The 22,306-nt window shown below is 41.5% G+C and carries 22 protein-coding genes and 3 pseudogenes; 5 read left to right on the top strand and 20 right to left on the bottom strand.

What is annotated here, in order from left to right; translation table 11 throughout:
• Window positions 1-58: 58 nt before the first annotated feature.
• From L3V35_RS15735 to L3V35_RS15700, 8 genes and pseudogenes are all read right to left on the bottom strand, one after another.
• Complete coding sequence (locus L3V35_RS15735) at window positions 59-451, bottom strand: hypothetical protein (RefSeq protein WP_237300232.1); 393 nt, start codon at window positions 449-451, stop codon at window positions 59-61.
• 235 nt (window positions 452-686) lie between these two features.
• Window positions 687-1,163, bottom strand: coding sequence for a DUF2059 domain-containing protein (locus L3V35_RS15730; RefSeq protein ID WP_054547659.1), 477 nt, complete (start codon window positions 1,161-1,163; stop codon window positions 687-689).
• A gap of 582 nt (window positions 1,164-1,745) precedes the next feature.
• Window positions 1,746-2,324: a DJ-1/PfpI family protein gene (locus L3V35_RS15725; RefSeq protein ID WP_237300231.1), complete on the bottom strand. Its 579-nt coding sequence runs from the start codon at window positions 2,322-2,324 to the stop codon at window positions 1,746-1,748.
• Window positions 2,325-2,430: 106 nt separating this feature from the next.
• On the bottom strand, window positions 2,431-2,856 hold the full coding sequence (locus tag L3V35_RS15720) for a hypothetical protein (RefSeq protein WP_237300230.1): 426 nt from the start codon (window positions 2,854-2,856) through the stop codon (window positions 2,431-2,433).
• Between the two features lie 225 nt (window positions 2,857-3,081).
• Complete coding sequence (locus L3V35_RS15715; protein ID WP_267136143.1) at window positions 3,082-3,435, bottom strand: YkgJ family cysteine cluster protein; 354 nt, start codon at window positions 3,433-3,435, stop codon at window positions 3,082-3,084.
• Window positions 3,436-3,657: 222 nt separating this feature from the next.
• Window positions 3,658-4,125 carry an RDD family protein gene (locus L3V35_RS15710; protein WP_237300229.1) on the bottom strand — a complete coding sequence of 156 codons (468 nt, stop codon included), beginning with the start codon at window positions 4,123-4,125 and terminating at the stop codon, window positions 3,658-3,660.
• Between the two features lie 146 nt (window positions 4,126-4,271).
• Complete coding sequence (locus tag L3V35_RS15705; RefSeq protein WP_237300228.1) at window positions 4,272-4,898, bottom strand: LysE family translocator; 627 nt, start codon at window positions 4,896-4,898, stop codon at window positions 4,272-4,274.
• Between the two features lie 421 nt (window positions 4,899-5,319).
• Window positions 5,320-5,553, bottom strand: a pseudogene (locus L3V35_RS15700) (NUDIX domain-containing protein); the annotation flags it as partial.
• 9 nt (window positions 5,554-5,562) lie between these two features.
• Between L3V35_RS15700 and L3V35_RS15695 the strand changes: the two are divergent.
• Window positions 5,563-5,903 (top strand): annotated as a pseudogene (locus tag L3V35_RS15695) (transposase); the annotation flags it as partial.
• 141 nt (window positions 5,904-6,044) lie between these two features.
• On the opposite strand, the gene L3V35_RS15690 reads toward L3V35_RS15695, so the two are convergent.
• The 8 genes and pseudogenes from L3V35_RS15690 to L3V35_RS15660 all read right to left on the bottom strand — a co-directional run bounded on the left by L3V35_RS15690 (window position 6,045) and on the right by L3V35_RS15660 (window position 12,259).
• On the bottom strand, window positions 6,045-6,518 hold the full coding sequence (locus tag L3V35_RS15690; protein WP_048662187.1) for a response regulator: 474 nt from the start codon (window positions 6,516-6,518) through the stop codon (window positions 6,045-6,047).
• Window positions 6,505-7,860: an ATP-binding protein gene (locus tag L3V35_RS15685; RefSeq protein ID WP_237300227.1), complete on the bottom strand. Its 1,356-nt coding sequence runs from the start codon at window positions 7,858-7,860 to the stop codon at window positions 6,505-6,507. Before L3V35_RS15685 ends, L3V35_RS15690 begins: the two co-directional genes overlap by 14 nt.
• Before the next feature lie 6 nt (window positions 7,861-7,866).
• A complete protein-coding gene (locus L3V35_RS15680; RefSeq protein ID WP_237300226.1) occupies window positions 7,867-9,285 on the bottom strand; it encodes an SLC13 family permease in 1,419 nt (472 codons plus the stop codon).
• A 238-nt stretch (window positions 9,286-9,523) separates the two neighbouring features.
• A pseudogene (locus L3V35_RS25545) lies at window positions 9,524-9,736 on the bottom strand (hypothetical protein); the annotation flags it as partial.
• A 38-nt stretch (window positions 9,737-9,774) separates the two neighbouring features.
• Entirely contained in the window at window positions 9,775-10,224 is a 450-nt protein-coding gene (locus tag L3V35_RS15675) for a GNAT family N-acetyltransferase (RefSeq protein WP_237300225.1), read from the bottom strand.
• A 36-nt stretch (window positions 10,225-10,260) separates the two neighbouring features.
• The gene (locus tag L3V35_RS15670) at window positions 10,261-10,896 is read right to left on the bottom strand and encodes a hypothetical protein (RefSeq protein WP_237300224.1); all 636 of its coding nucleotides are present in this window, start codon (window positions 10,894-10,896) and stop codon (window positions 10,261-10,263) included.
• Between the two features lie 118 nt (window positions 10,897-11,014).
• Window positions 11,015-11,263, bottom strand: a complete 249-nt coding sequence (locus tag L3V35_RS15665) for a hypothetical protein (RefSeq protein ID WP_237300223.1) — start codon at window positions 11,261-11,263, stop codon at window positions 11,015-11,017.
• 180 nt (window positions 11,264-11,443) lie between these two features.
• A complete protein-coding gene (locus L3V35_RS15660) occupies window positions 11,444-12,259 on the bottom strand; it encodes a tetratricopeptide repeat protein (RefSeq protein WP_237300222.1) in 816 nt (271 codons plus the stop codon).
• A gap of 661 nt (window positions 12,260-12,920) precedes the next feature.
• On the opposite strand from L3V35_RS15660, the gene L3V35_RS15655 reads away from it, so the two are divergent.
• Window positions 12,921-14,744, top strand: a complete 1,824-nt coding sequence (locus L3V35_RS15655; RefSeq protein ID WP_237300221.1) for a M4 family metallopeptidase — start codon at window positions 12,921-12,923, stop codon at window positions 14,742-14,744.
• A gap of 124 nt (window positions 14,745-14,868) precedes the next feature.
• Here L3V35_RS15655 and L3V35_RS15650 read toward each other — a convergent pair whose 3' ends face one another.
• Complete coding sequence (locus L3V35_RS15650; RefSeq protein WP_237300220.1) at window positions 14,869-15,768, bottom strand: LysR family transcriptional regulator; 900 nt, start codon at window positions 15,766-15,768, stop codon at window positions 14,869-14,871.
• A 323-nt stretch (window positions 15,769-16,091) separates the two neighbouring features.
• On the opposite strand from L3V35_RS15650, the gene L3V35_RS15645 reads away from it, so the two are divergent.
• Complete coding sequence (locus L3V35_RS15645; protein WP_054547429.1) at window positions 16,092-16,640, top strand: DUF3332 family protein; 549 nt, start codon at window positions 16,092-16,094, stop codon at window positions 16,638-16,640.
• A gap of 413 nt (window positions 16,641-17,053) precedes the next feature.
• On the top strand, window positions 17,054-18,274 hold the full coding sequence (locus L3V35_RS15640; RefSeq protein WP_237300219.1) for a DUF3103 domain-containing protein: 1,221 nt from the start codon (window positions 17,054-17,056) through the stop codon (window positions 18,272-18,274).
• 198 nt (window positions 18,275-18,472) lie between these two features.
• Here L3V35_RS15640 and L3V35_RS15635 read toward each other — a convergent pair whose 3' ends face one another.
• Together L3V35_RS15635 and L3V35_RS15630 are read right to left on the bottom strand one after the other, a co-directional pair.
• On the bottom strand, window positions 18,473-18,790 hold the full coding sequence (locus L3V35_RS15635) for a Dabb family protein (protein ID WP_016767095.1): 318 nt from the start codon (window positions 18,788-18,790) through the stop codon (window positions 18,473-18,475).
• 241 nt (window positions 18,791-19,031) lie between these two features.
• Complete coding sequence (locus tag L3V35_RS15630) at window positions 19,032-19,271, bottom strand: hypothetical protein (protein ID WP_237300218.1); 240 nt, start codon at window positions 19,269-19,271, stop codon at window positions 19,032-19,034.
• A gap of 272 nt (window positions 19,272-19,543) precedes the next feature.
• Here L3V35_RS15630 and L3V35_RS15625 point away from each other — a divergent pair, with 272 nt between their 5' ends.
• Window positions 19,544-20,419 (top strand): LysR family transcriptional regulator, encoded by an 876-nt coding sequence (locus L3V35_RS15625; RefSeq protein ID WP_108188460.1) that lies wholly within the window; start codon window positions 19,544-19,546, stop codon window positions 20,417-20,419.
• Window positions 20,420-20,554: 135 nt separating this feature from the next.
• Here the strand turns inward: L3V35_RS15625 and tnaA are convergent, their stop codons facing one another.
• The gene (tnaA, locus tag L3V35_RS15620) at window positions 20,555-22,024 is read right to left on the bottom strand and encodes a tryptophanase (RefSeq protein WP_237300217.1); all 1,470 of its coding nucleotides are present in this window, start codon (window positions 22,022-22,024) and stop codon (window positions 20,555-20,557) included.
• Window positions 22,025-22,306 lie beyond the last annotated feature (282 nt).

The following is a 22,306-nucleotide window of genomic DNA, read 5'->3' as shown; positions in this document are numbered from 1 at the left end:
GCACACGGACCGCATCCGAAATACAAACTGACGCACAACACAAACTAAAGCCGTGGAACTATGTTCGACACGCTAACAAATGCTTCCATTCTTCTTGGCTCATAGCGCCTTTAGAAAGGTAAATATTGTGTTTCTGCATTGCACCTTTCGTGTATGAAAGCTTGATAAATGAGCCAATTTGAAACGGAAGAAAGCTGCGCTGTAAAGTCACATCACAAGCAACTCCATTTAAACGTACGTGACCGTTCGTGATTTCAAATGAGCTATCGCGAAGCTTCCACCACAACATTAGAATTTTTATTAGTGGAGGAACACAAATTATTAGCCCTATGGTTAGCAGCGATGAACGATCACCGTCTGATATCCAATAGACAAGACTTAGTGCAATAACAATAAACAGCAACTCTAAAAATAAGTATTTAATAAAATTTAATTGGATACGACTGTCCATGATTTCTCTCGGTAATACAGCATGATGAAGATGTGAACACCTTAGTTGTTCAACGAAAAACTAACGTGATAGTAAATCACCATATTTGTTTTAATGGCTGACTCAACAGGGCAGTAATAACAACTTTAATACGTAGAGGATTTTCATCCCACATGGTTCTGACAGATTGCACCGTATGGGAAAAAACGCGGCTAAAGGTCAATCATTCATTCCGTAGTCACAAACGATGCACCAGTTACTTAGCACTATGCTCCTTTATGAAAGGAGTGATTTTTTCAAGTAATTGTTGTTGCTTCTCTTGAGCCTCTGTCATGCCAATCTGCGCTCCAAGCTTTGCTAACTCTGGCGATTTTTGTATCAGCTTTTGCCCAATTGGCGTGTCGTAGAACTCTATTATTTGGTTCATTTCCGTAACGGTAAACTGATTAGAATAGAGCTTTGCAATTTCGATACGCATTTTTACTCTATCAATATCATTTTCAAACCAATCTTTATAAATATCTTTTAGTTGGTCAGTTTCTTGAGAGTTAAGCTCAAGCTTACCCGCAAGCTGATTAACGATTGGCAACATGGCCTCGAAGCCACCTAACATTTGTTTGTCAACATCCATCGCCGTCAACAATTCTTGCGCAGTTTCAAACTCAACGGAAGTATTAGCTTGTGCAAATGTACAAATGAAAACTGACAAGACTAGACTAAACCCTTTAAACATGCTGATTCCTTTTATTTGATAGAATGCTATGGCGTATAGCGGTTATTAAGCAGACAGCGTCTGATTTATAATCCTAAGCTTTCTGTTCCGTTCTTTACGTCACTAATCTTACTTGAATTATTTTATAAATAACAAGAGGTTATATAATACTAATCCAACTTTATTGGAAATATGCAACATCGCACAAGATTTCACAAGTTTATTTACAAACAACTCAGTTCCGTTTGGATTGATACCTGCTCAAAATTCTGAAAACTGATAGAAATAACAATATGAAAACCCAAAGATATAATTATTGATAGATTTTAAATTTAACGAAATTAGCACATTAAATTCAAAAATTATTTACGATAAATAATAAAAATTAATCTCTTAAAATATTGTAATAACACATGATATTAGGTTGCTGAATATAGACTTACTATAAAGATGTGGGAGAAGATATTTAGATTAAAATCAGGAAAAAAGAGCCCACAACGTCAAGTAAGCTAGAAGATATCAACCATTCTAGGTACGTCGTTCAGCTTCACTGCATGCGCTGAAAAATAGTCAGAGTTGATAGTGATATTTTTAGAACGTTAGTTATGTGTATCGCTGCCAGTTGTACTCCATTTGCCGAGCGACTATCGTGGAGAATTCTAAACCATAGCGCTCAGATATCAGATGCAAGCTCATATCTATACCTGCTGAGATACCGCCTGAAGTTGTGAACTTACCTGATGTCACCCAGCGCTGATCGGCAGTCACATTTAAATCAGGAAACTGTAATGCTAAGTCGGAAATATCTTCCCAATGGGTAGTGACTGTTAACCCCTTAAGTAAGCCCGCTTTAGCCAATAAAAACACGCCAGTGCAAACTGACACAACTTGTTCAGCATTTGGCTCAACGGATACCAACCAATCCAGTACATTCGACTTGTTCATCTCGTCAGTATGCACACCGCCAACTACCATTAACAAATCTATCTCTGGATGATTTTGTAACGAGTAGTCAGTCAGAACCTTAAACCCACCACGGGCGACAACTGGCTCGACGTGCTCAGAAACCATGAATACATTTAGATCTTCAGCACCTAAGCGCTTTGCCGTACTAAAAACTTCAAATGGGCCAGAGAAATCGAGAACTTCTGCTTGATTATAAATATATATACCGATGTTCATTGTACCTCCATGTACAAAATGATGGATATTGAGGCTTACCTTCGCATCTTATTTAACTAATTAACACACCTATTTAAGAACTCATAAACATAGATAATTGACTTGTTTACAGCTGTCTATTTTCAACTGCGATAGAAAGAAGATGTGCCTGTATAACAGAGATCGTGAACACGATTAACGGCACGACTATTGAAAATAACGAGACGAAAATTATAAAGCCAGACATAAACAATTTCTCAATGTAACCAGTGCTATGAGCCCAACCCGCAACGTGACCGTCTGCAAAAAGACCGAATGCACCATAATAATAAAATGCATAAATCACAGCAGACTTATGCCATGAACCTCGTTGAAGGTCATCTATTGTATAAATCGATGCGAAGCCAGCTAAAACAACGCCCAACCATAAGAACACAAAGTCGAACGGGTAAACTGACGCTGTGGCTAGATAGTCTCCTCGAGAACTTAGCCATACAATTACAAACCCTATAGTAAGCGTAATGAACGCATTTTTAATTATTAACCATCTCATACTTTCCTCCTGGATTCAGTATGGATAGATGCCAATATAGGATTGTATGAAAACCCGATCTTTTCGATCTGCCTCAATAATAAAATTGGGGGGGAGGAGTCAACGTGCGTTAAAGTTAGTCGCCACTTCTTCATTGCCTAACAAGTACGAAACTGAAAATGCTGTTAAGTGAGCTATCTTTAATGCTTACGTGATTGTGGTTCGATCTGTTGGCTATCGAGCCAACTACACTAAAACTTGGCGAGTGTTCCTGATGAAGTAATGCACCTGACGTTCAATTTTCAAATCGACCATCTCTGTTGGACGACACCCATTTGGACATGCCATACGAGGTGTTGTGCCAAATAATCGACAGATTAGTGGCCTTTCTTCATACACTTCGCACCCATTAGGCCCTAAATGCACACAATTATATTCATCTAGGGCAGCTTCATGCTCAGCGTCAGTCTTCACTGGTAGCCGCGACATTTCTTCAGAAGAAGTCGTTACGGGCCCACAACAATCATGACAGCCCTTAACGCATTCAAACACCGGAATACTCTCTCGGAGGTATGTAATTATTTCTCTATTATTGTTCATCAATATCTTCTTCTCATGTAATACGCGATCATTATAGAGCAATACATAATTCGCTAGAAGTTGAGAACTAACCTAAATCAAAGGCACCGCGGTCTGGCGAAGTCATCAGGACCACTACGTATGCAAATCGTCGGTACGTATGCAGAACGATAGTTATACCAATTACACCAAACCAAGTTGGAACAAAAAACATCATGCATTAACTATAAGTTGGCATTATTCTTAAGCTCGCTTTCCAAACTTTACGGGTTCAATGCCCTTATTTGTAGGCCTAACAACGACTGTATTGGCAATTAAATCATGCCAACCTTGTTTCTTTCCGCTAAACGCAATCCAAACAAAGCCAAAACACAGTGGAAGAATACTTACGTAATACGCAAGGTACCTTAAAATTGATTTGCCCGTAGAAAGCGCCTCTCCGGTCTCCGCATTCACAACTTGAAGCTTCAAAGCAATTTTGCCTGGAGTGCCCGATCGATAAACCCAGAATATAACCGTTGCGATAAAAGGGAACACCCAATTTAACAACATATCCCAGCAGCCTAAGATGAACTCATCTGAATCAAAATAGTAGTCACCATATACCCAATACAATAAAGGCATAGTCACCAGCAAGAACAGGAAGGTATCAATCAACGCAGCTCCTAATCGCACCCAAAAGCCTGCATACTCTAATTGCTCATTGTCCATAAAATATCCTATCTATTTTGTTTAAATCACATTGCAGCCGAGCGCTCTGTTGAATTGTGATTACGACTACCAACTAAAACGATTGGCACCCAAAGTAAAAATGCCAAACGTTGTGAATCTTACCAAATCAATGCCTACCGCACAGATTATCGCTGCTTCATAAACGCCACAGCTAACCCAGAAGAAACGAATGTAATACCTGCACCAATATTCAACCCTGACACTAACTTAGGCTTGTTCCTGAACCACTCTGATAATTGAGACGAGAAAACACCCATTAAGCTAAAGCCAACTGCCGTTAATAAAGCAAACCAAACGCCATAACCGATCATTTGAGTTGTCACTGACCCTAAACTTGGGTATACAAATTGAGGTACAAAAGCAAGAACAAACATACCTGGCTTTGGATTAAGCGCGGCAGATAGAAAACCCGTAGAAAAGATGACTTTTAGAGGCTGTTTTTTCGCTGGTTCTAATGTGAACAAATTTCTCGTACGAAGCACTTTCACACCCAACCAAATTAGGTAAGCTGCGCCAACGAGTTTGACAACGTAAAACGCTACTTCAGATGTTTGAATGAGAAGGGTAAGCCCAAAGGTCGCGGCAACGACATGAAATAGAATACCCACCCCAGAAGACATACCTGACATTATTGCTGCCAATCGGCCTTGGCTTAAACCTCGACCTATAGCAAGCAAATTATCCGGCCCCGGCGAGATAACTAGCAGTAAACAAGCCAGCGTGTAAGTAACAAATATATCTAATGGAAACATAAAACCTCCTTGTAGTATGGCTCTTAGTGCTAACGTCACGTTATTAGTGAGAGACACATCCACATCGACTGTTTAATCGTACACACAAAAATCGACTGAGACGTGAGCCCGTATTACGCAGGCACGAGTTAGCCTATTATGAATCCAGCCTCACTTCAAAACATATATATCGGCGTTAATGTGGTAAGTCCCAGTTAGATATTCACATCCGTCCACCAGACTTATTTTTACTCAATAGAACAAGTACAAACTGCGAATCGCTCGCGTTAGCCGAAGGTCGCTTGTCATGTTTTCTCCGTGAAACTAACGATGAATAAAGATGGTGGTGATGTGACTGGCGTATTTGAGAAGCAAACCGGCTCAAATGGTGCTCTATAAACTCGATATCTGCGCGATAAAAATCATCAAGAGAAATAGCTTAGGGCTCTAGCCAATAGAAAGTTTGCTGTCTTTCTGCTTCGACCATTTTAGGCTCATCATTCTGAACCGCACGCAAAACTACATAATGAATCTCACCACCGACGTTATTCAAAGCTTGATGAGTACCGAGAAGTTGTAAATCTTTAAGACCTGTATCTTCCCACAATTCTCTAATTGCGGTTTGGCTACCCAACTCACCGGAATCAACTGAACCTCTAGGGAATTCAAAAACCATACCTTGAACATGCCTAAACCTCGTAACAAAACGACCTACTGGAAGCAATACAACCCATCACTCATTAACCGCGGATCTCTGACCTTTGGATTAGTGAAGAAGCGATAAGCGGGTGGGCGCAAAGCAAACATAATAAGCACGGGAGGCCACGTCGGTTCAGTGATTTAGCTATCACTACTGTGCTCATGGTGAAGCGAGTTTTTTCTATGCCACTGAGAGCGCTGCAAGGATTTATCGACTCGATATTTAGACTTGCCAATGTTCCATAAAGTTGTCCACATTACACCTGCGTCAGTCGTAGAACCAAGCAGGTTGAGGTCTCATTTAAGACTAAAATGAGAGGAGCAATATATGCACCGAATGATTACGTCTTTCAAAGACAAACTCCTTCAGAAAGCTTCCTTCGGTGCATATAATTTCAAGCGACTGACATAAATGACTAGCGCAAGAAACTAACGTAAATGGCTAACGCAAGAGACTAACGTAAGAAACTAGCGTAAGCGTCTCAACACAACCTGCTGGTCGAGCTCATTCTGATAGTCCGTGTAATCAAGCCCTTGGTCAAATATGTACTCAGTGACAAGAGTGCGAATACATTCAACTAACGTGTTTGCTTGCCAAGGCTTTTCAAAGTAACGGTCGATGCCTGCTGCATTAATCGCATTGATGGTATCGGTGTGAGTGGCCTGCCCCGTAAGAAGAATTTTCTTTGTATTCGGAAAGCGGCTGTCATGGAACACTTCAGTGAGTAACTCCACACCCGTTTTCCCTGGCATTACATGATCAGACACGATGACGGTAATGTGTTCGCCTTCTGCGTCAAGTTCATCAATGAGATCAAGCACTTCTTGCGCTGATTCACAATCTTCAATATTCAGCCAACTCGCCAGCGGCTCTAAATCTTGTACCACTGCGCTCAGTACTTCTCTCTGGTCATCGACACAGATTAAATTAAGCTTCTCCATGTTCACCCTCTATTGGTAACTTGATTCTAAATACAGTTTTAGAAGCATCACTTTTCACAATGATACTTCCGCCATAACCCGCCACAATCCGCTTAACGATTGATAAACCCAAGCCCAATCCAAACGATAAACCACCTTTTTTAGTGGTGAAGTTGGGCTGAAATACCTTTCTACGAGTCCCCTCGTCTATCTCAGGGCCGTTATTCGCAATCGTAACTAATATTCTTTTCTTACTTAATCTGGTTTGAATTTCTATTGCAGCATCGTCTGAATTCGACATTGCATCACAAGCATTCTTTACAATGTTGACCCAAATCTGAACGAGCTCTGTTTTCGATCCTTTAAAAGGCGGCAAATCTGCTGGGCTCAATCGCACAGATACTCTACGTAACTCACTTTGTAACAACGATAAGGCATGGTTAATGGAGTCGTTAATATCAACCGCTTCTTCGGTGTCAATATCAATTCTGCCAAGTTGTTTAACCGATTTTACGATGCCAACGGTGTGTCTAGATGCCAAACGTAAATCATGTAAATCACAGCCCATCTGCCAAAAGCGAATCGCTTCTTCTGGGTTTTTCAGCCAATGTTTTGAAATAACGTCTGTTGCAGATAAAGCGTTAATTGGAATCGCCTTTGCAAGAGAGCGTGCAATGTTTTTATCTAAACCATATTTTCTTTCAAATTGTCGCCCACGTGTTCGCGCTTCTGACGACGACGTTTTCTGACCATGCATTAACCCAAAATCGAAAAATTGACTGGCTTCTGGATGCACTTCTTCAAGTAGATCCATGATGACCGTTTCAAGTCGGCCAGATTTACTATTTACTACACCAATAGCGTTGTTAAGCTCATGGGCAATCCCTGCAGCCAATTGACCCAAGGTCGTCATTTGCTCAGCAGTATGTAACTTCTCTAGCGCTTTTTGTTTCGCTATCGCTTCTTGTGTTGCACGACGTTGACGACGCGACAACTCATTGACGATCACAGGTGTAAACTGTGCGGTAAGAGGGCCAAATTTACGTTCATCTTCTGCCGGCGTGTCTTTATCGATCCACGCTAACTCAACATCGGTTTTGGCAACAACCGTTGAAGATGCTGTCCAATTACCTGAAAAGAAGCTGTGAACGCCTATAAAAGCCCCACTACCCGCGCTAAACACGCGTACTCGCGGTGCATTCGCTTCGGTATAAAAGCCTTCCAGTTCTCCACTAAACACATAATATAAACGTGTGTTTAACGCTGATTGTTCAATAATGGTGTTACCAGCACGGCACGTCACCCGACGTTCTGTCTGATTAAAATAACGATCGATAAGTGCTTCTAGCTTTTGTTGATACACGTATCGTTATCCTATGTGACCAATTGAATGTAGCACCCACACCATAACAAAGCTCAGTAGCACACCAACCACACCCAAAATAATACCGATTCTGGCCATTTGATTACTTTGCACATGACCAGTGGCATGAGCCAACGCATTCGGTGGCGTACTGATTGGCAGAGACATACCTAATGAAGCGGCAAAAGTCACAACCAGAATTAACGTTAACTCACCGCCTAGTGGCGTAAGTGAAGCCATAGACGACCCTAATGCAGCCATAATTGGCATTAACAAGTTAGCCGTTGCGGTATGAGACATAAAGTTTGCCATTACCAAACACAAGAACGCCGCTCCGAACAACACCACATAGGGTGAGTAAGTATCAAACGGAATGCTGTGTACCACCAGCCTTGCTAAGCCAGTTTTATCGAGAGCTAAACCAAGCGCAATACCACCTGATACAAGCCACAGTACGTCCCAAGAAATCTTTTTCAGGTCTTCTTTATTGATGATCCCTGTGAGTGAGAACACAGCGACAGGAATCAGAGCGACGGTATAAGAGTTCATGCCATGGCTTGAGCCCATTAACCAAAGAATAATGGTTAGCGCAAAAGTGACGTATACCGCAATGGCTTTGGGCGTTTTAAGGAATTTGCCTTTGATGCTTAGCTCGATTTTCTTTTGGTCAGCTTTGTACATAAAGCCTATTAAAAACCACGCTAACGCCATCATAATAATGACAAACGGCACACCAAATGCCATCCATTCACCGAACGTAATGAGGTTATCGCCAACTAAATATTTAAGTGCGATAGCGTTCGGCGGGGTACCGATCGGGGTACCAATGCCACCGATGTTAGCGGCAACAGGAATACAAAGCGCAAACGCTATACGACCGGGGTCTTTCGGGCCAAACACAGCCAGTACCGGCGTTAAAATAGAGAGCATCATTGCCGTTGTTGCCGTGTTAGACATAAACATCGAAAAGATACCAGTGATCAGCATTAAGCCGAGCATCACAAACTTTGGGTCTTGTCCAAATGGCTTCAATAATACACGGGCTAAGTTTACGTCCAATCGATACTTAGTGGCGGCCATTGCTAAGAAAAAACCGCCCAAAAACAGCATGATGATTGGGCTGGCGAATGTCGCCATGATGTCGCTGTATTTTAACAACTCACCAAAATGTTCCTGCCCATGCTCAAACCTTAAAAAGATCAGCCCTTTATCCGACAACATCAACAATTGCAGAACGATAATAACAACAGACGTCGCGTAGATCGGAATGGGCTCGAACACCCAGCACAATGCCGCTAATAAAAAGATCGCGATAACGCGTTGTTGAATAATCGTAAGGCCTTCAAATGGAAACGCTGATAGCGGCATTACGAGGATAATGAAAGGAATTAAAATAGGGATAATGTATTTAATATAGGGGCGCATAGCACAAAGACTCTTCCTGAGATAACAACTACTTAGAAATTAGATTTAAAGTTCTAATTTAGATCCGACAACGAATTATCGACCTCTTATCACTATCTCACTATCGGCTAGATCAATGATTACGTAATCGCGATATCCCCTTTTTCGATTCTGTGCGCTACCTCTATGTTTATATGTGATTTACTGTTGCAATTAAATTCCGAGAAACAAAAGGCAAACGTTCGCCTTTGCGTGGGAGATCCGTAAACTTCGGCGCTTGCACCGTTGCAGAGTACTCGCCTAAAACTTTTATCTCAGTTTGGTCTATCAGCTCACTCGTTCTAAGCCACACATTGTCGGTTGTTCTGAAATAGTTATTAAGGTGATTCGTTGCTAAGTAGGCTTTAAGCGAGCGAGGTTGTGGAAAGGCGCTGCTATAAAGTGCCTTTTCCAATAGTTGGTCGCTTGTCATATTTCCTACGTGAAACTGATGCCCTATAGGTTTGGTAGTTATATGACTAGCATCTTTGAGAGGCAAATCGAACGGTCTACACCGACATATTTGCCATACGCACTGGATTCTGAGTAAGAGTGGCGACAATAAAAGGTCACCGCTTTTGAGTTAACTCTACGTGTCGATAAAACGGCTTTTCGATACCCTTTTTCGATCGCAAGACATTCGAGTTGTTTCAATAAATATGAGCCAGCACCGGCTTTGTTAGAGTACATCCGCTTAAGTTCACAAACTTCACTTTCGTGATATCTAAACACCCCACATGCCACAGCGCTATCATTCAGATACACCACGATGCATCCATCTTTTGATGGGTTAAAAGCGTCAGATACAAATGAGCTTTCACCTGTGTCATTAGTAATCTGGCGAAGTGACAAATTCAACTCAACAATTAATGAATTAAAGTCTCTATGATTGGAGTCTACTTTCTTATATTCGAATTCCATACCTGCCACGCACACCAAATCAATCTTAAATTTATGTTAGTGCTCAAATCCCAACTCTTTGCGCATTGTCTTAATTATCAAGTTTCTAGTTTCAACTAAAGAAACTCCCAGCTCATTCATCTGAATTTTACTCGGAGTTTCGAAGTTGAATTTACCAGTAATAAAGGATTCCGGAGTAAGAGATAGCTGAATTTCCTCCAGCATCTGAGGTTGTAAACTCATCATAGCTTGGTATGTCCCCTCAAAATCATCCAACAGTAAAGCTAACTGATTACTACATACAATTCTAAGGCTAACAAGCTCATTCGTAGCTTTCATAAACCCGTCATTAATGTCTTTGGTGAAAGCATTTAGTGTTTGCTGATATTCGACTAGAGCTTCTGGAGAAGAATGGGCTTCATAGAGCTGACGTGAAGCGTTAGGCAGCGTTTCAGTCAAATATTTATCGTAGTCCTGTCCCGCTAACCTCGCGGCTTCTTCCATTTTCTTAAAGTACCCCTGATACTCTTCTTTTCTCGTGTCAAAGAGCTTTTCTTCTCGTTCTCGCTTCACTTTATATTTATGTAAGAGAAACGGGAAAAGACCTGACGACAGCAAAACCATGAATGCTGGAACAACGTATTTTGGTTCGATCCACATAGATGTAGTTGAACATACTTCCTCTAAAGCCAAATTTTACTCCTGAGTACTAACGTCCCGAAAAGGCGTGAGTGAATGTGTGCCATCTGGGATGAAAACAACGCAAAAAATAAGTTGTTCACGCTATAGTCGTTTATTATGGGCAGGGAGACTACTCAGCTAGAACAGCCTCTATCTTAACTACTATGTCATCTGGACCACTTATTTTTAGTGATAAATCTTCGATATCATTTCCAACAACATCGATTTTTATTTGTAGTGCTTCATCTTTTGAAATAGCAGACTCAACTGTTTCTTTAATGCCTTCAACTACTGCTTCTAACATTGCTTTTTCTAATTCATTTTGAATATTGGCTTTCGTCATCGGCTTGCCATTTATAGTCATTTCAACTTGGAACATTTTTGTATCCTTTAAAGTAAGTCGATACTGCTAATAATATTAAGAAAACTCATGCCGCCAAGTTGAGGAGTGAACAACGCAGACACCTTACCTAAACCATTGTGCTATAAACACTAAACTTGCTTGAATTGAAGGTGCCAGCGTTGTGAATCACTCTTAAATACTTTGTTTAGTCACTTCTTAGTACTCAACTTTTTTGAGTCTTCTCTCGGCAGCATCTTTGTAGAAGTTATCCTTACCATTAGATTTCTCAATGATAGAATTTAACCATTTACGAGTATTATCCCATTGCTTTGCACTCCAATAAGCTTGAGCAATTTGATATCTAAAGGCTTGCAAAGTAGGTGCATTTGGAAACTCATTTTCTAATGAAGCAAAAGTTTCTAACACTTGTGGCATATAAGTACCAAAGTCTCGTTTTACTCCATAAGATGAGCCATACTTTCCTCGCTCTTCCCAACCAAGTAGAGTTCTTAATTTTTCTTCATGCGCAATTCTAGAAGCCTTTGAATTTGGAAACTCAACAATAACTTTATCGTACCACTTATTAGCAGCCTCTACTTTTGGAATCCAGCTAGAGTCAATAATAAATGTATTAGCTCGGTCATCAGACCAGAAGTCTGCATGCTTAAGATATGAAGCTGCAATAGCATTATCTACGCTCTCCTGAGCGTTCTCCCCAACAATTTGAGATAGCTCTTCAAGGCGGCCTTTTACAATTTTGGCTTCGGGCGAACTCGGATAAATTTCTACTAATTTTTTCCAAGAACTTAAAGCTGGTGATACTTGGTTATTTTCGAAAGAGATGTTGCCAAGTTCATAGTATGCTTTAGCTTTCACTTTACTGTTTGATTTACTGAAGATCACATCAATTAATTCTTCTTTAGCTTGTGCATGCAAACCATGTTCGGAAAGTAGATTTGCCTTATCTATAGATGCAGCAAAAACACTAGAGCAAGACAACGCGATAGTTAAAGCTAATACAGCTTTTTTCATAGTTAAATACCTTTACATTTTTATTTACAGAACATCATACAGGTGAATTTTCAAGCTGTAAATTAACAAATATCAGACAGAAAAATTCCATATCTAAATGCAGCGTTTTTCAGTCTAGTTTTTATATGACCTATCTTAAGCGACTGACTCTTTTCATAACAATGACTTATGTTTATTAGTTTGTGATTGAACAAGAAAACGTAGAAATTTTATGTCTCACAGAACTAAATGAAGAAAACTTGATAAGTTCTTTGATTGATATTGTTAAAGCAAGTTTACTATTGATAATAAAGACAATATTGCCACTTCCAAAAATTCTATTATTTACTAATTTGTTATTAAGATGAAAACAGGAAAATATCGAAGTTAACTTAGATACTTTCATTCTATAAATTAAAACAAAGCGGATTTTAATAACTCTCACCTCTTCATGTATTTACGATAAATAATAAAATTAGATTTTATAAAAACAATTTGATCAATAAGAGCTTTTGTAAACTTTGAATTACATACTCTAAAAATAAATCTCCCTGATAAACTTGTCATAAATCCAAATGATCTTCCAATCTTGATTCGCAACACATGGCATTAGTGTGTTGCATATAGACTTCCTATAAAGCCGTTGGGAAGAAGGAGTTTATATTAAAATCAGGAACGAAAAATGAACCAACAACGTCAACTAAGCTGGAAAATAGCAGCTATTCTAGGTACATCTTTTGGCTTTAATGCACACGCTGCAGAAATGGTCAGAGTCGATAATGATGCATTACTACAACAAAGCCTCGTCGCTCAGTCGAAGAGTGTTGCCCCACTAGAATTAGGTTTTTCTGAAGTTAAACGGGTGGTATTGCCCAATGGAAAAACCAAAGTCCGCTACCAACAAACTCATCTAGGTTTACCCGTCTTTGACACTTCGGTTGTCGCTACCCTTTCCAAGAACCAACCCACTCAGGTGTTCGGCTCCATGGCACAGGGGATCAGTGGTGACCTATCCAGCATCGCGCCAAAACTGAATCAAGAGCAAGCGATTGAAGCCGCACTGTCCGCTCATCGCACGTTTACCGTCGGCAAAAAGTCGATTGAAAATAAAAACGCGAAACTGATGGTGAGATTGGATGAGAACCAAGTCGCCCAAGTGGTGTATCTGGTCGATTTCTTTATCGCGTCCTCAATGCCAGAGCGCCCTTTCTACTTTATTGATGCCACAACTGGCGATGTGCTCCAAAAATGGAATGGACTAAACCACGCTAAAGCATTGGGTACTGGCCCAGGTGGTAACCTCAAAACCACTCGATATGAATATGGCAGTGACTTCCCTAGCTTTCCCATCGACAAAACAGGCACGACGTGTAAGTTAGAAAATGAATCAGTTAAGACAGTCGATTTGAGGAACGGAACGTCTGGCAACACAGCCTACAGCTACAACTGTGCCGACGGAACCAACTACACCGATCATAAATACATTAACGGGGCTTACTCGCCTCTTAACGATGCGCACTACTTCGGTAATGTTGTCTTCGATATGTACAAAGAGTGGATGAATACGTCGCCTTTGACTTTCCAGCTGACGATGCGAGTTCACTACAGCACGGATTATGAAAATGCCTTCTGGAATGGTACATCCATGACTTTTGGAGATGGCAAAAATACCTTTTACCCATTGGTCGATATCAACGTGAGTGCTCACGAAGTCAGCCACGGGTTCACAGAGCAAAACTCGGGGCTCGTTTACCGAAACATGTCAGGCGGTATGAATGAAGCCTTCTCCGATATTGCGGGCGAAGCGGCTGAATACTACTTGCGTGGCAATGTGGATTGGGTGGTTGGTAGCGATATCTTCAAATCGGAAGGTGGTTTGCGTTACTTTGATCAACCTTCAAAAGATGGCCGCTCGATTGATCATGCCTCTCAATATTACGACGGTTTGAACGTTCACTTATCTAGCGGTGTTTACAACCGCGCCTTTTACCTTTTAGCGAACAAATCGGGTTGGAATGTACGTAAGGGCTTTGAAATATTCACAGTCGCAAACCAACTGTATTGGACGGCAAACAGTACCTTTGATGCCGGTGCTTGTGGCGTAGCGAAAGCCGCAGCCGACATGGGCTATGTGTTTGCCGATGTTGAAGATGCTTTTAATACCGTCGGCGTGAATGCGAGTTGTGGTGTCACGCCTCCAACTGTCAATGTACTGACGAAAGGCACACCGATTACGAACCTAAGCGGGAATCAATCTTCGGAAAGCTTCTACACATTCACTGTTGATTCTGCATCAAGCGTGACGGTTTCAATGTCTGGCGGTTCAGGCGATGCCGATCTTTACGTGAAATCAGGCAGCAAACCAACGACATCGAGTTACGACTGTCGCCCTTATCGCGCTGGCAACAATGAGCAGTGCAGTGTGAGCGCGCAACCGGGCGTGACTTATCATGTGTTACTGCGCGGATACTCGAACTACTCTGGCCTCACGTTGCGCTTAGATTGAGTTAGAACGTACCGCTGAAGGTAGCAAAAAATAACAAAGCCTACTCATATGAGTAGGCTTGATTGCTTATTAGAAGGCTGAGTTGTTCTAGAGACTTCGGCGACCTCTTAAGATGCCGAATTAATCACGCAGACAGTTTTAAGATCTCACTGGTAAACAGTTCTCTTAGCCATCGGTTTACGATGTCGTCATTGCGATTGCTGTGCCAATACACACTCAATGATGGCTTGTTGTATTCGAATGGCAGTTCAAACATCTTTATTTTTTCTTCATCGAAGTACGCTTTCGCCACACTTTTGGGGAAGGTGGCGATCCAATCACTGTTGTAGATGGTCTCAGAGAAGTCAGCGATCGAATTCAGCTTTCTTGCTACTTTTCGCTCTGAAAAGATTGGGCTGTGAAACTCAGAGAGTTGGTTCACTCGGTAGTTATCATGTGTGAGTGTCACATGCTTTTCTGAAAGGTATCCCTCTAAGCTGACTTGCTCGTCGATGTTCGAGTGGTTTTGGCTACACACGATACACAACTCGTCGCTCCATACCTCTTGGCTTAATAAGGTGGGATGTGCGCTGGTTAAGTCGACAACAAGGTCGATCTTTTTCTCTCGAATGTCGGTCGCCATGTCTTCTTTGATGTTCACGATTTCAATAACACAGTCTGGTGCTTCTTTCTGAATCCTATCCAGAACTTGTGGCAGCGTCACGCTGCTTGAAATACTCATCGCGGCAATTCTAAACGTGTAGCTGCACTCTTTCGGTTCAAAGTCGTGGGTTTCAGGCAGCGAGTGTGAAATAAGCTTGTGCGCTTGCTTGAATATCGGGTACAAGTCGTTAGCAACGGGCGTTGGTTCGAGTGTGTACGATTTTCTAACGAAGAGCAGATCGCGATACTCATCTCGGAGCTGCTTCAAGTGGGCACTGAGACTAGGTTGTGAGATGTTGAGCCGTTCTGCTGCGTACGTTAAGTTTCCTTCTTCATATATCGCAATAAAGTAATAGATGAGGTTCAGATTAAATCGTTTCATTCGAGCCCTTTAGGCGGTCATTTAAATCAATAAACGGTGAAAATAATATCGTTTAACTTACCTTCTATTATCGTGTTTCATTCCCATCATTCAGTTAAGGGCATGACAGTTCATTGTAAAAACACCAAGTTCAAATAACATGAACTAGTACGATAGGATCGAATTGAATAGCGAGAAAAACAGACAAGGTTAATAGGCAAGGCTCTGGTTTATATAGAGATATAGGATTTCCTGATATCTAGTATAGGCGTGGCGTTATATTAGAACGCAGATGACTTTGACATAATTCTCGGTTCCTAAACAGACACGTGTAGAAATAGATAATGATGAACCGACTTGTAAAACCGATAATAATCTCAATGAGCCTTGTGACCTTATTTGGCTGTGTGGGCAGCAATGCTGTGACAGGAAAATTAATGGAGTTTAACGTTAAAGCCGTTGATAACCGTTACGCTCGTGGTGGCCTAAACATGTTACTTGCCCCTGCTTACGGTATTACCGTTGCCGCCGATTACATCGTGTTTAACTCACTGGAATTCTGGACGGGTAAGAACCCAATCAACAAGAAACCACACATCTTTGACACCAAAGTAGATACCTACATTGATATCAATGATCAACTGGATGACAGCCTAACAGATGCGCCAATCGACCCGCTGGCAAAGCATGTGATTGACCACAGTGACATGAGAGTGATCAACGAGGACCAAATCGCAATTGAGCTAACTTACAACGACGGTTCTCACGCGACATTAACGGGCGAGCGCTTTGGCGATGAAGTTCACTACTCTATTGATAACCAAGTTATCGCAAAAACAAGCTTAGAAGAGATGCAAATGTACATGGCATCCGCAGAGCAATCACAAGGCTAAACGACATTATTTAGCGCTGCGTCGTACTGATAGTTACAGTTACAATTACAGTTACAACCATCAGTATTTATAAGTACTGCCGTGTGCTTATAGACATAAAAGGGTTAGCCAATCGCTAGCCCTTTTTCGTATCTATCAATATGACAACCAACATACATTCGCATATCTAAACATATATAAGAAAAGCCTCAATAGTTAATAATCTTGTTAATTAACTATTGATTGGTTTATAAATTCGCATATATCAAGCCAACATCCGTTTGATATTTTATAAATTACTTAAATTGGGATCCTGTGCTGCACAATGAAATAAAAATAGCTGTCTAACTTTTAAACACATTCACGTTACTGATAGGTTAATCCTTATAGGGCAAATGCTCTATTAATGATAAAAACTAAAATAAGGATTATTTATGAGACCATCTTTTTCTATCAGTATGGTACTTGCAACGACAGTGGTTGGCTTTCAGTCCTATGCAAACAACATCGACACAACAAACTCACGATCTCTTTCGGAGAACGCCTCAGCACAAAAGCAATCTTTGGCGTTGCAAATCAGTGCCCGCTACTCCGAACTTGAGCTTTCTTTAAAAGACCAGATAACAGAAAAGCAGCTGTCTACGCCGATAGACAAGCTTAACTCAGCCAAGTCCTACTCTGCGTTTTCAAGCAAGATGCAGAAAGCCGACCTTAGCTACCGCAAGATGAAAGGGGTCAACGACTTCAGTGACTCTTTGCTAGAGATTCGCATGGCCGATGAAGCGATGATTGAAGCCTGGAAAAACGGTGAAAGTCCATTATTCGCATTTGAACCATCAGGTGATGATTCGAATTGGCAATACATTGAAGCGTATGACGTGTACGGACAGGTTCATGAACTAGATGTGTACCAAATGCCAGACGTCCCAGTATTTGTCGTCGATAGTAACGGTGCCGAAGAGCTCAAAGCAGGCTTAATGGCAATGCAAGCTGAAATGCAAAAGCTGGGTACAACAACGCAAATTAATTCAGGCTCCAAAAACACAAGCAGCAACAGTGAAAGCCGTAGCATTAAGACACAAACATTTATTGGTAAGGCTACGCGCTCCATGGCTATGTCAGAACCTGAGCCGTTGAATACCACTCAGTTAAAAAAGATTCGTTTGGCTGTAGACCAAGAACCGTGGATCTCTGGCAAAGCTGAAATCTACGCCATTGTGACAGGGGTCGATTCAAGCCGCTTAGAGCCACAAATAGATCTAGTCGAAATGCCTTATCTGGACTACGACAAACAGACGTACTACCCAAATCAAACGGTCATTTTCTGGCCTCGCTACCGCTGGGGCGCTGCAGATATGATCTTAATGGAGCACGATGATGGAACAGACTATAAAGCGCTAGCAAAACTCTTAGTTCAAGCCGCAGAAGAGATACTGAAGATGATTCCTGATCCAGAAGTTCAGGGTTACGCGATCATCCCTCAGATCACAGGCAAGATTATCGATGTGATTCCTGATGGTGTATTAGTGAATGATGATGACTTTGTGGACGTGTACTACACCTTAATGCAAAACACCTCTTATGTTGATCACCCAGGTGCCGGCGGAAATGCAGTAGCTTCGTTCGCCCCGGTGACTATCTCTCCTACAGAGTAGTTGGTACTTTCTTGATTAGGGCTTTCTCGGTTAGGACTCTGCCACACAAGCCCTAACGCTTCGTTATTCGAGATGACTCAGCGTATATACCTTGTATAAATAAACTTTAGGTATATACGCTTTTATCGCTTTTATTGCTTTTAGCTTTGGGCTTTTAGTTTAGGCTTTAGGCTTTAGGGAGCATGCAGAGAGGACCAATTATAGAGAGTAATCAAACACGATGATGTCGTCTAACAGCGGACGAAATACATCTTTCAGCGCATCATGCTCTGGATGTGGAAGATAGTTCTGACGCCCCTTTTCATCCGTAAACGTCATTAAAACTGAATGGGTATAACCTTGGTTCTTATTCTCTGGGCTATCATTTAACCCCCACTCTACTGAAGTTACCCCGTCAACCTTGTTTGGCATCGCTTCAAACAGCATCTTTAGTTTTTGAACCTCTGAAGCCTCTGCGTTTTCTTTAAACTTAATCAGTAGAATATGACGAATCATTCCCGTTTCTTTTTGAGTCATTCCTTGTCCTTTTCGAATCGTTCGCTTACTGGCTTGTAATGCTTAACCAACACCTAATAGCGTTCTAGAGTTAGAGTTAGAGTTAGAGTTAGAGTTAGAGTTAGAGAACAAAATGCCACACGTTACACAACATGCCAAGGCTAGATCACTAAGGTTTATAAAATACTCCAAATCCCAAAACAAAAAATGCTGCACCCGAGGGCACAGCATTTCTTATGACAATGATAGTAAGGTTAGCACATTAATCTCGGCGGCCATTCAACTGGATCGCTTGGTCTTGATCTACGTTCTTTTGGAATTGGATTCCGCCGTTAGACGCTTCATTTCTTCCTTCAAGAGTAGGGTTAGGCTCTACACGCTCTGCGTTTACCTGATTACCCGCGCTTCTTGTCATATCGATGGTTCCTGTATAAGTTCCATCAGCAGCAAAAGCAGTATTCATTGAGATAGCCATCAAGCCTAGTGCGATTAACTTTTTCATACATCACCTCTTATGATTTTTTAATATTATATTTGTTTGGTTGTTGTGTTTCTTTGTTGAAATAACTTTAACAACCGAATATCAGATTTTCGAGGAAAACCAATATTTACTAAATGGAAACTCGTTGAAAAATCAAAGAAATAGTTCACATCTTGACGTTGTGCTGTCTTAAAAACTGGCAGTGATGATTATGATATTAGAGTCAGATGGTCTTTAGGCTTTCACTGCGCCAAAGATTAGCATCGTTATCATCTAAGCAATTCGGAGTGCTTGTGGACATCAATCTCGATATTCAGAATATCTTGGTCATCAAACGTATGTATGAGCTTCGTAATGTTGGCTTAGTTGCAGAATCGCTAGGAAAAACCCCAGGGGCGATCAGTAAGAACCTTTCGAAATTAAGAGTACAACTGGACGACCCACTGTTCATTCAAACCAAGCATGGGTTCGAACCAACGACATTTATTGAAAACAATATTGATAATTTTGAGCAGATACTAAGCAGTGTCGAGGCGATAAAGCATCAAGAGTTCTGCCCTGTATCTTATCAGGGGGATGTGAAAATCTACGCCAATACACTTTTTTGGGAGCGCTTTGGTTCTAAGCTCTATCTCACTCTGAGTAAAGGAGCCCCGCATGTTCGCTTCTCACTGGAGAGATGGAGCACTAATGTAAAAAACAGAATCATCGAGGGTGAAGACGCAATAGCCGTTCACTACTTTGATGAAAGCCTGCCGCAGTCCATTTCACAGAAAGAGATTGGAAAAGGAAAAGTCGTATTCTTTGTGAGAGAAGATCATAAAGCACAAAGCTTTAAATCGCTCGTCAACTATCCAATCATCTTATTTAAAACCCCGGGCTGGAATGACAATAAATACCCTATTCTCGATCGCCTTCGAAATATCGGATTTCATGTCGATCCAAAAGTGGAAGCCGATCACCCCGCAATGATCCACGATATTGTACTGAAGTCCGATTATTTTGGAATCACCCTAGATGGCAGTGTGCCAGAAGGGTGTCGCAGCATTGATTTACCAGAAAAGCTCACGATTGATGTGAGTTATGTGATGAGTTGCCGTCGTTCTCAGAAAGATGCTCCATTGAATCAATGGCTTTTTGATACGCTGAGCTCAGTATTAAAACAGTAGTAATCCTGCGGTTTTAGTTCTGCTTGCTCAAAAAAAGCAAAGGCTCCAATAAGAGCCTTTGTGTTAATGACTGTTTAGCTTTCACTGAGAAATCAGTTCGAAAATTCAACAGACCTTAATGTATTTCCTTGTACTTTAAGCTTCTTCTAGCTCTGGTTTACTCTTCTTTATAGGTTGTTTGATACTGGTTTCTACCTCTTTCAAGCGCGCTGTAAAGTGTCTTAACACAGGCGGTTCATAGGTAAAGTCGAGCCCTTTTACTTTCCCAGCATTCTCTTTTACTTTCTCGAATGCTTCGATAATGAAATCCATGTGTGTTTGTGTATAGGTAGCGCGAGGAATGGTAAGGCGCAATAACTCCGCAGGGCATGGGTGCTGTTCACCTGTTGCGGGGTCGCGGCCTTGCAGCAATGAACCAATCTCAACCGCTCTGATACCCGCGACTTTATAGAGTTCGCACGCCAAAGCATGTGCTGGGAACTGACCAGCCGGAATATGAGGAAGCAGTTTACCCGCATCCACAAACGCAGCATGTCCGCCGGCTTGCTGACACACGATACCCATTGCTTCTAATCCATCAACGAGATATTGAACCTGGCCAATACGGTACTCCAACCAGTCTTGACGCATGCCGTCATAAAGGCCAACCGCAAGGCGTTCCATTGCACCTCCCTCTAAGCCACCATAAGTTGGGAAGCCTTCTTGCACGACACACAAGGTTCGACACTCTGTGTACACATCCATGAAAGAGTCGTCTTTAAAGCACAACAAGCCGCCCATTTGTACCATCGCGTCTTTCTTAGCCGACATGGCTAAACCATCCGCGTATTTGTACGACTCACGAGTGATCTGTTCGATTGTCCAATCTTGATAACCGGCTTCGCGCTGTTGAATGAAGAAGGCATTTTCAGCGTAGCGTGCAGAATCCATAATCACTGGAATATCGTACTTCTGAGCCACGTCATACACAGCTTTCAAGTTCGCGATTGATACCGGCTGTCCACCAGCAGAGTTACAGGTAATGGTACTCACGATGTAAGGAACGTTGGCAGCGCCCGCTTCTAAGATCGCTTCTTCCAATTTCACAACGTCGAAGTTGCCTTTAAAGTCAGCATTCACTGAAGTATCAAACGCTTCTTTGGTGTAGACGTTTTTCGCTACACAACAGTTCACTTGAGTGTGACCTTGTGTTGTATCGAAGAAGTAGTTAGACAGGGCGACCATTTTGCTGCGATCCAATCCCTTTTCCATTTCACGCATCTTGATAAGAACAGGAATGTAGATCTGCTCTGCTCCACGTCCTTGGTGTGTTGGAATCGTCAGTTGGTAACCAAAAATATCTTTCACTGCATTCGCCAACGCATAGTAACTTCGGCTACCACTGTAAGCTTCATCCCCCATTAACATCGCTGCTTGCATACGCTGAGTAATAGAACCTGTACCACTGTCGGTCAGTAAATCGATAAACACATCATCACTATCCAGTAAAAATGGGTTCATGCCCGCGTCAACAATGGCTTGCTCACGATATGCAGAGGTTGTTCTTTTTACTGGTTCTACAACGCGAATACGAAACGGTTCTGGTAGATGCTTGAAGTTTTCCATAATAGTACCTTTCAACAAATTCAGCCTAAATGGGAAAAGCCAAATTCATTATTTTCAAATGTCATGAGTCATCACCATTAATTTAATTTCACGCACGATCACTCTCGTGATAATTACGATGAAAAATTAATAGCTAGAAATAATTTATTTAATCAATAACGTATTGATTAGGACCCAATTAATAATAACTAAGAGATAAGAACTTCATGCACAACAACACAAATAGCGGCCGCATGGGTTACGAAGCTTCTTAAAGACAAAATTAACAGGATTGGCAAAGCT

Origin of the sequence: Vibrio sp. L5-1, assembly GCF_021728315.1 — a bacterium.
GTDB classification, from domain to species: domain Bacteria; phylum Pseudomonadota; class Gammaproteobacteria; order Enterobacterales; family Vibrionaceae; genus Vibrio; species Vibrio splendidus_K.
This window is presented reverse-complemented; position numbering and strand designations above follow the sequence as displayed.